The 14,464-nt window shown below is 55.1% G+C and carries 13 protein-coding genes; 10 read left to right on the top strand and 3 right to left on the bottom strand.

Annotated features, from left to right (window positions below; genetic code table 11):
• The first annotated feature begins 256 nt into the window (after nt 1-256).
• From DSCA_RS19025 to qmoC, 3 genes are all read left to right on the top strand, one after another.
• On the top strand, nt 257-1,534 hold the full coding sequence (locus DSCA_RS19025) for a CoB--CoM heterodisulfide reductase iron-sulfur subunit A family protein (RefSeq protein ID WP_155317926.1): 1,278 nt from the start codon (nt 257-259) through the stop codon (nt 1,532-1,534).
• Between the two features lie 10 nt (nt 1,535-1,544).
• Entirely contained in the window at nt 1,545-3,881 is a 2,337-nt protein-coding gene (locus tag DSCA_RS19020) for an FAD-dependent oxidoreductase (RefSeq protein ID WP_155317925.1), read from the top strand.
• A 74-nt stretch (nt 3,882-3,955) separates the two neighbouring features.
• Nucleotides 3,956-5,104, top strand: a complete 1,149-nt coding sequence (qmoC, locus tag DSCA_RS19015; protein WP_155317924.1) for a quinone-interacting membrane-bound oxidoreductase complex subunit QmoC — start codon at nt 3,956-3,958, stop codon at nt 5,102-5,104.
• Nucleotides 5,105-5,192: 88 nt separating this feature from the next.
• Here qmoC and rsmG read toward each other — a convergent pair whose 3' ends face one another.
• Nucleotides 5,193-6,602: a 16S rRNA (guanine(527)-N(7))-methyltransferase RsmG gene (rsmG, locus tag DSCA_RS19010; RefSeq protein WP_155317923.1), complete on the bottom strand. Its 1,410-nt coding sequence runs from the start codon at nt 6,600-6,602 to the stop codon at nt 5,193-5,195.
• A gap of 134 nt (nt 6,603-6,736) precedes the next feature.
• On the opposite strand from rsmG, the gene DSCA_RS19005 reads away from it, so the two are divergent.
• The 4 genes from DSCA_RS19005 to DSCA_RS18990 all read left to right on the top strand — a co-directional run bounded on the left by DSCA_RS19005 (nt 6,737) and on the right by DSCA_RS18990 (nt 9,220).
• Entirely contained in the window at nt 6,737-7,504 is a 768-nt protein-coding gene (locus DSCA_RS19005) for an RluA family pseudouridine synthase (RefSeq protein WP_231716217.1), read from the top strand.
• Nucleotides 7,501-7,716, top strand: coding sequence for an SbmA/BacA-like family transporter (locus DSCA_RS19000; RefSeq protein ID WP_155317921.1), 216 nt, complete (start codon nt 7,501-7,503; stop codon nt 7,714-7,716). Before DSCA_RS19005 ends, DSCA_RS19000 begins: the two co-directional genes overlap by 4 nt.
• Complete coding sequence (locus DSCA_RS18995) at nt 7,713-7,913, top strand: hypothetical protein (protein ID WP_155317920.1); 201 nt, start codon at nt 7,713-7,715, stop codon at nt 7,911-7,913. Before DSCA_RS19000 ends, DSCA_RS18995 begins: the two co-directional genes overlap by 4 nt.
• A gap of 167 nt (nt 7,914-8,080) precedes the next feature.
• On the top strand, nt 8,081-9,220 hold the full coding sequence (locus tag DSCA_RS18990) for a cysteine desulfurase family protein (protein WP_155317919.1): 1,140 nt from the start codon (nt 8,081-8,083) through the stop codon (nt 9,218-9,220).
• Between the two features lie 272 nt (nt 9,221-9,492).
• Here DSCA_RS18990 and DSCA_RS18985 read toward each other — a convergent pair whose 3' ends face one another.
• Entirely contained in the window at nt 9,493-10,380 is an 888-nt protein-coding gene (locus tag DSCA_RS18985) for a cation transporter (protein WP_167527866.1), read from the bottom strand.
• Nucleotides 10,381-10,634: 254 nt separating this feature from the next.
• Between DSCA_RS18985 and DSCA_RS18980 the strand changes: the two genes are divergently transcribed.
• Nucleotides 10,635-10,925 (top strand): MerR family DNA-binding protein, encoded by a 291-nt coding sequence (locus tag DSCA_RS18980; protein WP_231716544.1) that lies wholly within the window; start codon nt 10,635-10,637, stop codon nt 10,923-10,925.
• Between the two features lie 16 nt (nt 10,926-10,941).
• Here DSCA_RS18980 and DSCA_RS18975 read toward each other — a convergent pair whose 3' ends face one another.
• Complete coding sequence (locus DSCA_RS18975) at nt 10,942-11,448, bottom strand: metal-dependent transcriptional regulator (protein WP_155317916.1); 507 nt, start codon at nt 11,446-11,448, stop codon at nt 10,942-10,944.
• Between the two features lie 214 nt (nt 11,449-11,662).
• Here DSCA_RS18975 and DSCA_RS18970 point away from each other — a divergent pair, with 214 nt between their 5' ends.
• The gene (locus tag DSCA_RS18970) at nt 11,663-12,673 is read left to right on the top strand and encodes an extracellular solute-binding protein (protein ID WP_155317915.1); all 1,011 of its coding nucleotides are present in this window, start codon (nt 11,663-11,665) and stop codon (nt 12,671-12,673) included.
• Nucleotides 12,674-12,764: 91 nt separating this feature from the next.
• Nucleotides 12,765-14,453: an ABC transporter permease gene (locus DSCA_RS18965; protein WP_155317914.1), complete on the top strand. Its 1,689-nt coding sequence runs from the start codon at nt 12,765-12,767 to the stop codon at nt 14,451-14,453.
• The last annotated feature ends 11 nt before the right edge of the window (nt 14,454-14,464 follow it).

The following is a 14,464-nucleotide window of genomic DNA, read 5'->3' as shown; positions in this document are numbered from 1 at the left end:
GATGTTGTTCTTTTATGTTTTCGGGTATTACCCATCTGGGAAATCACCTTGCCGAGCGGCATGCTGTTCCGGCAGGACCGGTTTCTTTTTTTGGAGCGTGAAACCGGCACCTGGAGGCCCGCACCCGTCGGACCCGCGGATTCCAGTTCCCCGTTTCCAGTTTCAATAAAAGGGTACTACCCGAAACCAATGGCAGCGTTTACTTAACAACCGGTTTTCATGACTTTTTTGAAACGTTGATGCACGGAGGGATAGCATGACAAACGACAAAGCAGCCCCTGCGAGTGGAAGCATTATGGTAGTCGGCGGCGGCATCGCCGGTCTGACCACGGCCCTCGAGGCCGCTGAAGTGGGGTATGAAGTGTTTTTGGTCGAAAAGAATCCTTATCTGGGCGGAAGAGTTGCACAGCTGAATCAGTACTTTCCCAAGCTATGCCCGCCGACCTGCGGACTGGAGATCAACTTCAGGCGCATCAAGGACAACCCGAGAATCAAGGTCTTCACCCTGGCTGAAGTGGAGAAGGTCGACGGTCAGCCCGGCAACTACACGGTCAGCGTAAAGCTGAACCCCCGCTATGTAAACGAAAACTGCACCTGCTGCGGTGCCTGCGCCGAAGCCTGCCAGACTGAGGTGTCCGACGAGTTCAACCTGGGCATGTGCAAAACCAAAGGCGCCTATCTGCCCTTTGAAATGGCCTTTCCTGCAAAATTCGTCATCTCGCCGCAGATTATCGGCACCGACGATGCCAACCGGATCAAAGCGTCCTGCAAATACGACGCGGTGGATCTGGAGATGCAGGCAAAGACCGTCGATCTGCCCGTGGGGTCGATTGTCTGGGCCACCGGATGGGAACCCTACGATGCCCACCGGATCGACAATCTGGGCTTCGGCCAGTATGACAACATTGTCACCAACATGATGCTGGAACGCCTGGCCTCCAAATCCGGCCCCACTCAGGGCAAGATCGTGCGGCCCTCGGACGACAAGGCACCGGAAAGCGTGGCTTTTGTTCAGTGCGCCGGATCCCGGGATGAAAATCATCTGCCCTATTGTTCCTACATCTGCTGCATGGCCTCTCTGAAGCATGCCACCTACATCCGGGAGCAGTATCCTGACACGAAGGTGTATATTTTTTACATCGACATCCGTTCGCCCGGCGACCGGTACGAAAAGTTTTACAACAAGATCAAAGAAGACGAAAACGTTATCCTGATCAAGGGGAAAGTCGCCGAGGTCAGTGAAGATCCGGCCACCAAGAACATCACCGTGGTTGCCGAAAATGCAGTCACCGGGGAAAAGATTCACAAGACGGTGGAAATGGCCGTTCTGGCTACGGGCATGCAACCCACCGCCGCCAATGCCAAACTGCCTGCCGACCTCAACGTCAACGATGACGGGTTCATCATCAATGACTTTGCAAAGGGTGGCATGTTTGCCGCTGGTTGCGCCAACAAGCCGGCGGACGTGATCACATCCAACCAGAATGCGACCGGCATGGCCCTGAAAGCCATTCAAACCCTGGTGAAAAGGTAGGAGGTAACCCATGGATAAAAAGTATGGCGTATATATCTGCGAAGGTTGTGGCATCGGGGAATCCCTCGATGTAAAGGCCCTGTGCGGGGTCCCGGAAGAAGAGGGCGTGCCCGTCAAATCCCATCCGTTCCTGTGCGGAAAGGACGGGGTCGAGCTGCTTAAAAAAGACGTTGCCGACGGCACCAATACCCTGGTGATCGCCGCCTGTTCCCGCCGGGTGAACTTTGACGTTTTCCGTTTCGACGGCTGCATCGTGGACCGGGTCAATCTGCGTGAAGGCGTGGTCTGGTCCCACCCGCGAAGCGAGTTCCCGGCATTGACCGAAGAAGAGAAAGAAGACGAGGACAACTTCGACCGCGTCCAGATGATGGCCGAGGACTACATCAAGATGGGCATGATCCGCGTGGAGAAAATCACGCTGCCCGAGCCCTATAAACTGGAGAACCTGTCCAAAAAAATCCTGGTCCTGGGCGGCGGCATCACCGGCATGTCCGCAGCCGTCGACGCGGCCAAGGCCGGTTTTGACGTTACGATCGTCGAAAAAACGCCTGCCCTGGGCGGTTATGCGGCCAAGGTGAGAAAACAGATTCCGGTTGCCGCACCCTACGATGCGCTGATTCCCCCGGTGGTGGAGGACAAGATCAAGGAAGTGGAAGCCCTTGGGAACATCACGGTCAGAACCGAGACCGAGGTGGCCCGGATTGCCGGCCAGCCCGGTGAATTCACGGTCACTTTGAAAAAACCCGGGGAGAAGATTCCCTTCGACGTGCCTTTTCCGTTGCCCGATGAGATGAAAGTCGATGACGCCGGCAAGGAACTTGATGCCGAAAAACAGCACGAGGCCTACCTGGCTTACAATGAAGGCCGGGAAGACATTCTCCAGCTGGACCCGGACGGCGAACTGTTCGGTGCCGTGATCCTGGCCGCCGGATGGCGCCCGGACGACCTCGCGGACGGTGATTTCGCCCACCTGGGATACGGTGAAATTCCCGACGTGGTCACCAACCATCAGTTCGAAGAGATTGCCAAGGCCGGAAAAATCATGCGCCCCTCCGACGGCAAACCTGCCAAGTCGGTGGTTTTCGTTCAGAGTCCGGGCAGGGGGGACTCCGACAGCGACTTCGCCTACGCCGGCGCGGTAACCAGCATGGTCTCCCTGAAGCAGGCCAAGTACGTGCGTGAAGACTACGACGATGGCAAGGCCTTCATTTTTTACCAGCACATGCGTACCCCCGGTTTTTCCGAGCTGTTCTACAAAGGGCTGCAGCAGGATCCGGGTATTTTCATGACCAAGGGCGCCGTGACGGGTGTGGCCAAAAATGGTGACGGCATGATCGTCGACGCCGAAAACACCTTGCTGGGCGAAAAGCTTCAGGTCAAGGCGGATCTGGTGGTGCTGGGTGCCGGCATGGTTCCGGTGACCAAGGACGACCCGGTGGTCAATCTGGCCTATCGCCAGGGACCGGGGTTCCGCGATATCGGCCTGTTCAACGGTTACGCGGACTCCAACTTCATCTGCTTTCCTTACGAAACCCAGCGGACCGGCATTTATGCCGCCGGTGCTGTCCGGCGCTCCATGACCATGGAAGAGGCCATGGAAGATGCCTCCGGCGCCGCGCTCAAGGCCATCCAATGCCTGGAGTCCGTCAATCGCGGCGTCAGTGTGCATCCGCGCTCCGGCGACATGACCTTCCCGGATTTCTTTTTCCAGCGCTGCACCCAGTGCAAACGCTGCACGGAAGAGTGTCCTTTCGGCGCCCTGGACGATGATGAAAAAGGGACCCCAAAACCCAATCCCACGCGCTGCCGCCGCTGCGGCACCTGCATGGGGGCCTGTCCCGAGCGCATCATCGGATTTGCCGACTACAATATCGACAGCGTCGGCTCCATGGTCAAGGCCGTGGGGGTGCCGTCCGAAGACGACTACACCGACCCGCCCTATCGTATCCTTGGGCTGGTCTGCGAAAACGATGCCTATCCGGCACTGGACATGGCCGGTCTCAACCGCCTGTCCTACTCGGCCGATGTTCGCCTGATTCCGATCCGGTGCCTGGGTTCCATGAACGTGATCTGGATCAAGGATGCCCTCTCACAGGGAATGGACGGCGTTTTCCTGCTGGGCTGCAAGCACGGTGACGACTACCAGTGCCACTTTGTCAAAGGCTCAGAGCTGGCGGACATCCGAATGAAAAAGATCGGTGACGCCCTGGCCAGCCTGGCGCTGGAAAACGAACGTGTGGCCCAGTTTGAAGTGGCCATCGACGACTACGACAAGGTTCCGCAGATGATCAATGATTTCGTGGAATCCATCGAGGCGCTCGGACCGAACCCGTTCAAGGGTTTCTAATCCTTTAATGATACGATGGAAAGGCGGCCGCGGCCGCCTTTCCCACCCATTTTGTCCAATTGAGGAGGATACCAATGGCGAATTCATATCTGGTCGAACCTGATGTGGGTTTTATCAACGAAGTGAGCCGGCTGGGCGGCGCCGATGTCAAAAAGTGCTATCAGTGCGCCACCTGCGCCGTGGCTTGCCCCATCTCTCCGGATACCAAGCCGTTTCCCCGAAAAGAGATGATTGCCACATCCTGGGGACTGAAGGACCGGCTGATCGGCAATGGCGACGTCTGGCTGTGCCACAACTGCGGCGACTGTTCCACCCTGTGCCCCCGTGGCGCCCAACCCGGTGATGTGCTGGCGGCCGTACGCGCAGCCACCGTGATCGAGTACGCCACGCCCAAGGCCGTGGCCAAGATGGTCAGCGACCCCAAGAAACTGCCCATCCTGCTGGCCATTCCGGCGGCGATTTTTCTGATTGTGGGGCTGTTGCTGAAGATGGTCGGCGTGGACTGGCTCAATTTCGCCCCCACCGGCGACCATCTGTGGCAGGCGGATTATATCGGCAACTATCTGGTGGACATCATCATGATCCCCACGTTTTTCGGTGCCGTGGCGGTCTTTGCCCTGGGCCTGAAACGCTTCTTGACCGACATGCATGCCAATGCCATCAAAGAAGGCAAGACCAATAAAGACAAGATCGATCCGGCCGGCTTCATCCAGGCCCTCATCAAAACGGTGCCCACGATCATGAAGCACCAGAAGTTCAACGAGTGCACCGACAACCGGGACCGCTCGACGGCTCACATGATGGTTCTGTTCAGTTTCATCGGCCTGTTCATCGTCACCAACTGCTTTTTTGCCGCCGAGTGGATTTTCCACATCGAAGGCCCCTACCGCCAGATCAACCCGGTGAAATGGCTGGGCAACATCAGCGGTATCGCTCTGGTGATCGGCGGCATCCTGCTGCTGAAAAACCGGTTGGCCAAAAAAGACCAGATCTCAAGCTACTGGGATTGGTATCTGGTCGGATTGGTGCTGGCCCTTGGTGCAACGGGTATGCTCACCGAGATGCTGCGGCTGGGCGGTATGTATGGTCTGTCGGCCATCGTCTACTTCCTGCACCTTATTTTCGTCTGGAGCCTGTTTGCCTATACGCCGTTTTCCAAACTGGCCCATATCGTTTATCGCACCACGGCCATGGCGTATCAGGAGTACAGCGATCGAAAATAAATTATCGATGTCGTATGTGGGGTGTTTTAAAAAAGGGGGCTTAGGCCCCCTTTTTTAATATGAATACCCATAACGCAGTCCAAAAGGATTATTTTAAACTCCTGCGCCATTCGTAGAGAGCAATGGCCGTGGCCACGGCGGCATTCAGGGATTCCACCTCGGGGTTCATGGGGATGGCCACGGCATTGGCCTGCCAGCGAGGCGGCAGCCCCGGGCCTTCCATGCCGGCCAACAGGGCAAAGGCGTGTGGAAACCGGGTTGCTGCCAGCGGCTGTCCGGAAGCGGCCAGGGCGATAACCGGCAGGTCCCGCGGGATTTCGGACAGGGGCGGTCCCTGGAGCAATCTGGCGGAAAAGACGGTGCCGGAGGAAGAACGAATTGCCTTGGGGTGGAACGGATTGGCGCTTTCGGCCAGCAGAATGATCCGGCCAACGTCGAAGGCCACGGCCGAGCGAATGACGGCCCCCACATTCTCCGGATCCTGGAAGGGCACCAGCAGGCTGCAACCGGACGGCGCTGGCTCCGCGGGTCGCCAGGTTGCCGGTGTCGGCGTGTCGTAAAGCACCATGGGGGTTCGGGTGGCGAAAAGGTCCAGGATTTGAAACAGCTCCGGTGAAAGCTGATACCACTCCATCGGGACAGGCGCGTGGTCCGGCGGCGGCTGGCGATCTCCCCGACTGATCCATGCCCGGCACCGCTGGGGCGATCGCTCCAGGACCTCTTCGATCAATCGCTGACCGCAAACCAGCGTACGGCCGAGCTTTTTGACGCCCCGCCCACTGTGCAGCTTCTTGAGATCCTTGAAAACCGCATTGCTTTCACTTTCGATGATCCGGATGCGGTGTCTGCTGACGGCCCTGACGGTTTGCTCCGGGGCCACCTTGCGCCGGAATATGACCAGACGGCGCTGGTGCGGAGTGTGGGGAATCCGGTAGGCAATGTCATCGGTCAGTTCATAATCGGCGGGAAAGGCCGTGGCGGCGGCGCGGATTTCTTCATCGCATGCCGGCCCCTTCATGAAAATGACCGACCCGTTCTGCTGGAGGCAGCCGGCGACGCGGGCCAGGGTATCGGCCATGGGCTCCACCGCCCGGGTGATGACCCCGGCAACGGGTCGGTCGAAATCCGGTGCGATGCCCCGCTCTACCACCTCGATTCCGGGTAAACCCATTTGTGAGACAGCCGTTTTCAGAAAATCGGTGCGCTGTGTCCGGCTGTCAGCCAGCAGGAGCTGCAGGTCCGGACGAAAAATGGCCAGCGGGATGCCCGGCATGCCGGGGCCGGTGCCCAGGTCCAGCAGTGGTGACGGCAGGTGGGTGTATTCAATGGCCGGCAGGATGGAATCGGCATAAAGTTTGACCACCATGTTTTCGAAGTTGTGGATGCGGGTGAGGTTCAGTTCGGCGTCGAATCGTCTCAGGAGTTGGTGATAGACCCACAGCTGCCCGAGTTGTCCGGGGGTCAGCCGGATGCCGCACCGCCGCAAAAGGGCGTCCATCTGTTCAGGGTTGGGAGGCTTTTCAAAGGTCCTTTTTTTTGAATGCTGTGATCTTGTACCCTTTGGTTTCACATGATACCCCTTCGGTAAGCCGCATGGGTGCGATGCGGTGATTTCACATAAGGATGGACACCGTGAACGCCATTGGCGACGAAACTGAAAATCCGTTTTTTTTCGACAGGCGCTGGCCAGTGTTTTACGAGGACAACCATCTGCTGGCGGTTTATAAACCATCGGGGTTGCTGGTGCAAGGGGATCGCACCGGAGATGCGTGTTTGCTGGACCTGGCCAGACAATGGATCAAACAGCGGTATGCCAAACCGGGCAAGGTGTTTCTGGCCATGATGCACCGTCTCGATCGTCCGGTGGCCGGGGTGGTCCTTTTTGCCCGTACATCCAAGGCCGCCGGCCGCCTCTCCCGCCAGTTCAGGGAACGGACCGTTGAAAAGCGATACCTGGCCGTTGTTCAGGGCATCTTAGGAAAAAAATCCGGCAGGCGGATCAACCATATCGAGCGCCGCGGCCGTCTGAGCCGGGTGGTGGCAACGCCCACCGCGGAGAGCCAGGAGGCGCGGCTGAGCTATCAGGTCCTCGGGCATGATGGGGGCAGCAGTCTGCTGGATGTAGCCCTGGAGACCGGGCGGCGCCACCAGATCCGTATCCAGTTGGCAGATATGGGGCATCCCATCCTTGGCGACCTGCGTTATGGGGCCCCCGGTCCGCTCCCGGGCAAGCAGATCGCCCTGCTGGCCCGCCATTTGTCCGTGGATCACCCTACCCGGGGCATGCGGCTGCATCTGACCTGCCCGATTCCCCGGTCATGGCCCTGGCCGGAGGTAGAAACGGCGGACGGTGACCGCCCGCCCTGGGACTGGCGGCGGCTCGACTGGGAACATGAATGACCCTGCTGCTCATGATCATGCTTCTGCTGGCGGTGGTGCTGGGGTATTCCCTATCGGGCACCCTGATCACGGCGCTGATCGGACGCCGCCTGGTGCGGCTCAATTTCGATCAATTGGGCTACGAGGCCGGTTTCCGATACAGCCTGGTACGTGTGCGTGACCACACCGAATCCATACCGACTTCGCCTTCACCCAGGTGTATGCGGCCATGAGCCTGATCGTCTCCCAGATTGAAGAGATTAACGGCTTTGCCGCCGGCGAGCAGCAATGCAGTTTGGGCATCCGCTATAACAGTGTGGGGCACCGCCCCACGATTCTGCCGTTTCACAACCGGGTTCTCGACCTGCAGGGAGAAGAGAACTGGCGCCTGCAGTCGGTGGACGCCTATCTGGCTGCGAATAAAAAATGAGGGGTTCGAAAAAACCGATATCTGCGTTACGCTTCACCCCTCGTCCTGCGGAGTGCCGTAAGCACTTCTCATTTCTGGGAATTCGCAATCCTTGAGCTCGGTGTTTTACGAACCCGCCGGAAAAAGGACTTTTTACGAAAGTATCAAAAATAAATCGGAATATTCCCATGATTCAACCACTCTATTTGGACTTCAACGGTACCACTCCCCTCGACCCGGAAGTGATCACGGCCATGCGGCCTTTCCTGGAAACCGAATTCGGCAATCCGTCCAGCTCCCACTGGTATGGCATCCGACCCAAAAAGGCGGTGGCGGCGGCCCGCCGGCAGGTGGCCGGCCTGCTGGGCTGTCAACCGCAGGAGGTGGTTTTCACCTCCGGCGGCACCGAATCAAACAACCATGCCATCAAGGGCATGGCCCGGGCATTAAAGGAAAAAGGCCGCCACCTCGTTACCAGCACCATCGAACACCCGGCGGTGCTGGAGGTATGCCGGTCCCTGAAAAAAGAGGGTTTTGAAACCAGTTATGTGGATGTCGACGATGCCGGCATGGTCCGCGTGGAGGATGTGGCGGCCGCCATTCGGCCGGACACGATCCTGATTACCATTATGCACGCCAACAACGAGGTCGGAACGATTCAGCCGGTTGCCGATATCGCCGCCCTTGCCAGAAAGAAAGGCATCTGTATCCACACCGATGCGGCTCAGAGCGTGGGCAAGATTGCCACGGATGTTGAAGCCCTGAACGTGGATCTGCTCTCCGTGGCCGGACACAAGGTTTACGCCCCCAAGGGAATCGGTGCCCTTTATGTGAGAAGCGGTTTGCTGCCGGAGACGTTCTGCCATGGGGCCGGGCAGGAGATGGGCTGGCGGGCCGGCACCGAAAACGTAGCGGCGATCGTGGGGCTGGGCAAGGCCTGCGAAATGGCCGACCGCAGCCTCGATCATAGCCGGCGTCATCTGCAGGCCATGCGCGACCGGTTGCACCGGGGGCTGGCGGATCAGATCCCCGACCTGCTACTCAATGGCCACCCGGAGCGTCGGCTGCCCAACACCGTGAGCCTTTCTTTCAGGGGGCTTGAGGCCAACCGCATTCTGGAGGAGATCGGCCTGGAGGTGGCCGCGTCTGCCGGCGCCGCCTGCCATTCGGATACGGTAACCCTTTCTCACGTCCTTGAAGCCATGCGGGTGCCGGTGGAATGGGCCAGGGGAACCGTGCGGTTTTCCACGGGGCGAATGACCACGGTCGATCAGATCGATCGTGCGGTTATCGTGGTGGTAAAGGCGGTGAAGCGGCTGGGACGTTAACGTGCAGTCGCTTATGCGTGGACTGGCGGAACTGGAAAGAACGTGCTTCGTTCGAGTGACCCTATCATGGCTTTTCTGGAGTCTTCCAAAAGTTGCATCTGTTGGAGGGAGCAACGGAATCCGCGCTCGTTTTTCTCCTTTGACAGCAATTTGAAAGCCAACTGATCATCGGAACGGACCCAGCACTATGGGTTGTGATCGGCCATCTTTTTTCTCGTATGGCTCTTTATAGCTACCTGCCGTTCAGGAAATCGTTGTGTACGATCTGCCCATCATAAGCATGAAATATCCCTTTTAAGATTCGTCGAGAATAATACGACGCTACACGATTCGACAGACAAGGAAAGCGCGACGCACCTTTTCTCTCCATCCAGTTCATCATTGATCTGAAGCGGTTGAGCGTGAATGCGCGCGCCACCGATACCCGTCTGTTCGATCAAGCAAAGGTTCGCCACTTCGGTACGCTTCCTCAATTTGTCGACGGCCTGATCGGCAAACCCTCTTTCCTTCCAGAAGGTCTCATACTGCTGCGCCAACATAGATGGATCAACGGTGAATCCTGCGCTTCGGATCTCCTGCAACTTGATGCTTTCGTCGACGAGGCGGCGCGCGATCTGAACCTTCAGGTTGTTCAGCAGCCGTTGGTCCTGATCGCTGGCCATGGCGTTTTCCCCGTAGGCCATCTGGTATCGGCTGTGGACATGGGCCATCTCGATTTCAAGGTCGCTGCGGGGGATCTCCACGCCGCCCACGGATGCGATCGCCTTTTCCGACCGGGCAGTGTTCGCGCGATCCTGCTCGCGTATCGGGTCGGGCGAAAGGGTGCGCATCACCGTCCCAGGGTAGCCGTTGGCCGTAATGGCGGCCGCCATGCGCTCCACATCCGGGGCGAGGGCACTGTCGTATAAGATTTCGGTGGTTCCGGAGGCATTCTCGACCTGAACGTCGTCGACGCCTTCGAATCCGGCCAGGCTCTTTTCGATTGTCGCGATGCAGCCTCCGCAGGTCATGCCATCCACGCGCAAAACGGCCTTTGCGCGTCCGCGCACCGCATCACCGGCTGAAGGTTTGGTTGAAAGGGCTGCGGTGGCGAAAAGGGCGCTCGCCATCAGGACGACGGCAATCATAATTACCAAAGGTTGGTTAAATCGATGTTTCATTGAGATCGGCCTCCAAGTGTATGGGCAATCTTTATTGAATCGCCGTAAAGGTGGCTGTTGAAATGCGGACATCATGCCTGGCCCCATATCGGTACAAGGCATGACCACGCAAATTCAGGGAAGGACGGTCTCAATCAGATGATCAGCACACAGTCAATCAGATAGGTCGACGGCCTGGTTGGATATACTTCCAAGGACCGTGGTGTCATCTCGGTAACGCATTCGGCAGCAACATCCCGGCCTTGTGATTGATCGTGCCGAAACGGTCTTCAACCGAAGCGATCAGACGGATATTATTTATAATACGATGTGAATCCGTTGGCTTCTCCCTTGATGAGATTGATGACCTATTGGGACTTAGGACGAATAAAGCCATGAACTGCCGGGATGTTAAAGAGAACGCTACTGCTAAAGCGGTCGCTGTAAATCAAAAAATCAATGAACTCATCCAGATCCGCGATGCTCTTGGTCGAATGTTGATTCAATGCGATGACAACAGCCTATCGGGAGAGTGTCCTATTCTTGAAGGGCTAAAACTATCATAGAAAAAAACGTAGGGTCCTATTTAGCGGTTTTATTTAGGTATCGCTTCATACAATTATTTAAACACTCCGGGCAGTTGGCCTCGGCAATTTTATTTTGTGTAAAGAATGTATTGAAATTGCCAATCCAATCTTCGCCGGTTCGGGGACACTGGTAGATGTATTCAATAAATTGGACAAGCCGGTTGATCGCAACCTTGTCCATGGAATGTTCCATGCGGCAGGCGTTCTCTTCGGCTTTCTCCTCATCCAATAGCAACACGCATTGTAAAAAGTCTTTGACCACATTATGCCGCCTTAATACTTCCTCGGCGATGGTTTTCCCTTTTTTCGTAAGGGTGATAAAGCTATATGGCTTGTAGTTGATCAACTTTTTCTCGGAAAGTGTTCGTAGTGCCGAGGTAACGGTTCCGCTGAGCACACCCAGCTTTTCGGCAATATCTTTAACCCGAGCCACGGTATTTTCATTTTGAAGCACCAGGATGGTTTCGAGGTAATCTTCCAAATTTTCTGACAATCCTTCCATAAACGCTATCCCTCCGGACACAGTCAATCGTTTCCAATATCTATGCAAATCGCATACTTTAATCAATTTGTCAAAAAATTATTGAGGGATATAAAAATGTCGTTGACTAAATATAATGTTTGGGCTATCAAACATTGTCAAATTGGAACTGCGGTTTTTACATCTTAGCTTTTAATATTTTGTAATCATTTATAATAAAGGAGATTCTGTTTCGATGAACAAACGTAATCGCACGGTAATTTCAATTTTTTTCTTGATCGGCATTATCGCTTATGCCGGAACTGCATTCAGCCAAGAATTGGTAGTATATTCTGCGCGCAAAGAACACCTGATCAAACCCGTTTTTAATCGCTACACAAAAGAAACCGGCGTCAAAATCAAATACATTACTGACAAAGCCCCTGTCCTGCTCCAGCGGATCAAGGCCGAGGGGAAAAACACACCGGCAGATCTTTTGATCACCGTCGATGCGGGCAATCTGTGGCATGCCGCCAAAGAGCACGTTCTCCAACCAGTGGACTCGGAAGTCTTAGCCGCCAATATTCCAAGCCATTTGAGAGATCCGGATAATCGATGGTTTGGGCTGTCAATACGTGCCAGGACAATTGTATACAGCACCGATCGTGTTAAGGCCGGTGAGTTGGCCACATATGAGGATCTGGCCAATCCGGACTGGAAAGATCGATTGGTCCTCAGGACTTCCAAGAAAGTGTACAATCAGTCTCTCGTCGCTATGTTGATTAAGGAGCATGGAGAGACCAGGACCAGCGAAATTCTAAGGGGGTGGGTGAACAATCTGGCAGCGCCACCTTTTTCGAATGACACCAAGACCATGGAAGCAATCATTGCCGGTCAAGGTGATGTTGGGATTGTGAACACCTATTATTTTGGACGGTTGACCAAAAAAGATCCAACTATTCCAATTGCTCTGTACTGGCCGAACCAGTCAACCGGAGGCGTTCATGTAAATGTATCCGGAGCAGGTATAGTGGCTGCCTCCAGAAATAAACCCCAGGCCGTCGCTTTCCTGGAATGGCTTTCAACTGAAAGTGCCCAGCAGATATTTGCCGATGTAAATATGGAATATCCGGTCAACCCCAATGTCCCTGTCAACCCGACTGTCGCGTCATGGGGATCGTTCAAGCAAAACCAAATCAATCTGGCCAATGCAGGTGAAAACCAGGCCACCGCTATCCAGCTGATGGACCGTGCCGGATACAATTAGCCGAATTGGTTTTTAATCTTTCAACACCCATGCCCCCACCTGCAAAACTAAAACTTGGCAGATGAGGGTCTGGGCACCTTCATGTGGTGTTATGAACACTTCGGTATGTGTAACCGACAGCAAGTATCACGATCCTGCAGGCAACACCTTGCTTAGCAAGCTGCAAGCGTTGATCAGCATCAAAGCAATTGCGGTGGTCGCGGCATTAGCTGTTATCTTGCCGTTGCTGGTGATTGTCACTTCCATCATCCAGCCGGAATCGAAAATTTGGCAGCACATTGTTGACACGCTGCTTATCGGATGGCTGAAAAACACATTCGTTTTGAGTGTTGGGGTGTTGGCGGGAACATTCGTTCTTGGTGTTGGTTCGGCATGGCTGACAGCCGCATGTGAATTTCCCGGAAGATCGTTTTTCAATTGGGCGCTGGTGCTGCCCTTGGCGGTACCGACCTACGTACTGGCATTTGTTTTTATTGGCCTGCTGGATTTTTCCGGACCGGTACAGTCGTTTCTAAGAGGCCAGCTTCATCTATCCGTAAGTTGGTTCCCCAAGATCCGCTCTGCCGGTGGTGTGATCCTGGTCATGTCGTTGGCGCTGTTTCCCTATGTGTATTTGCTAGCTCGCAATGCGTTCGAGACTCAGGGGAAAAACGTCCTGGAAGTGTCACGAATACTTGGGCACAGCCCCATGAAGGCATTTTTCAAGGCTGCTTTGCCTATGGCCAGGCCGTGGATCGCCAGCGGTATGATGCTGGTACTCATGGAGACATTGGCTGACTTCGGCGCGGTTTCCATATTTAACTACGACACGTTTACCACCGGCATCTATAAAGCCTGGTTCGGTTTTTTTTCACTTACGGCTGCCGCACAACTCTCCTCGGTGCTCCTCCTGTTTGTTTTTGTGATCATCATCATCGAGCAACGCATGCGCAGTAGAATGCAGTTTCATCAGGTAGGCCGATTATCTCTGGCGTCGAATCGATTGAAACTCAACGGTTGGAGTAAATGGGCGGCCTGTTTTTCGCTGATGTTCATCGTTATGGTTGCCTTCGTAGTTCCATGCCTGCAATTGATTGTTTGGTCAATCGCCTCGATATCCGCTGAACTGGATAGCCGCTACCTCGGCCTACTATTCAGAAGCCTGTTGTTTTCTTCAATGGCTGCAGCGCTAATTGCCACCCTTGGCCTGCTTCTGGCCTATATCCAGCGGCTAAACAACGATCTTTTCACTAAATGGATCATACGGTTTGCTACGATGGGGTATGCTTTGCCAGGAACCGTTCTGGCTGTCGGTATTGTGATTATCATCAATTGGGCCGACAAACCGATGGTTTGGGTGTTCAGGGATATTTTCGGGATCGATTTGTCATCCGTGTTGAACGGTACCATTGCTGTGGTTTTATTTTCGTATACCGTCCGTTTTCTGACCGCAGGTTTTAATACCATTAATAGCAGCATGCTGCGGATTACAAAGAACATGGATGAAGCCGCAACTCTTATGGGAATTACCGGCTTCAAATTGCTCAAGCGCGTCCACATTCCCATTTTAAAAAATGGTCTCTTTATCGCTGCGATGCTTGTATTTGTGGATGTGATGAAGGAGATGCCGATCACGTTGATGACACGTCCATTCGGGTGGGACACCCTTGCCGTCAAAGTGTTTGAGTTGACATCTGAAGGCGAGTGGCAGCGGGCGGCACTGCCATCCATCACCCTGGTTGCTGCTGGCTTGTTACCATTGATGCTGCTGAACAAAAAAGCGGAAGGATCAACTTTATAATTTCAGGATAT

Origin of the sequence: Desulfosarcina alkanivorans (genome assembly GCF_009688945.1) — a bacterium.
In the GTDB taxonomy this organism is placed as follows: domain Bacteria; phylum Desulfobacterota; class Desulfobacteria; order Desulfobacterales; family Desulfosarcinaceae; genus Desulfosarcina; species Desulfosarcina alkanivorans.
The sequence above is the reverse complement of the archived record's forward strand: the minus strand, read 5'-3'. Positions and strand labels throughout refer to the sequence as shown.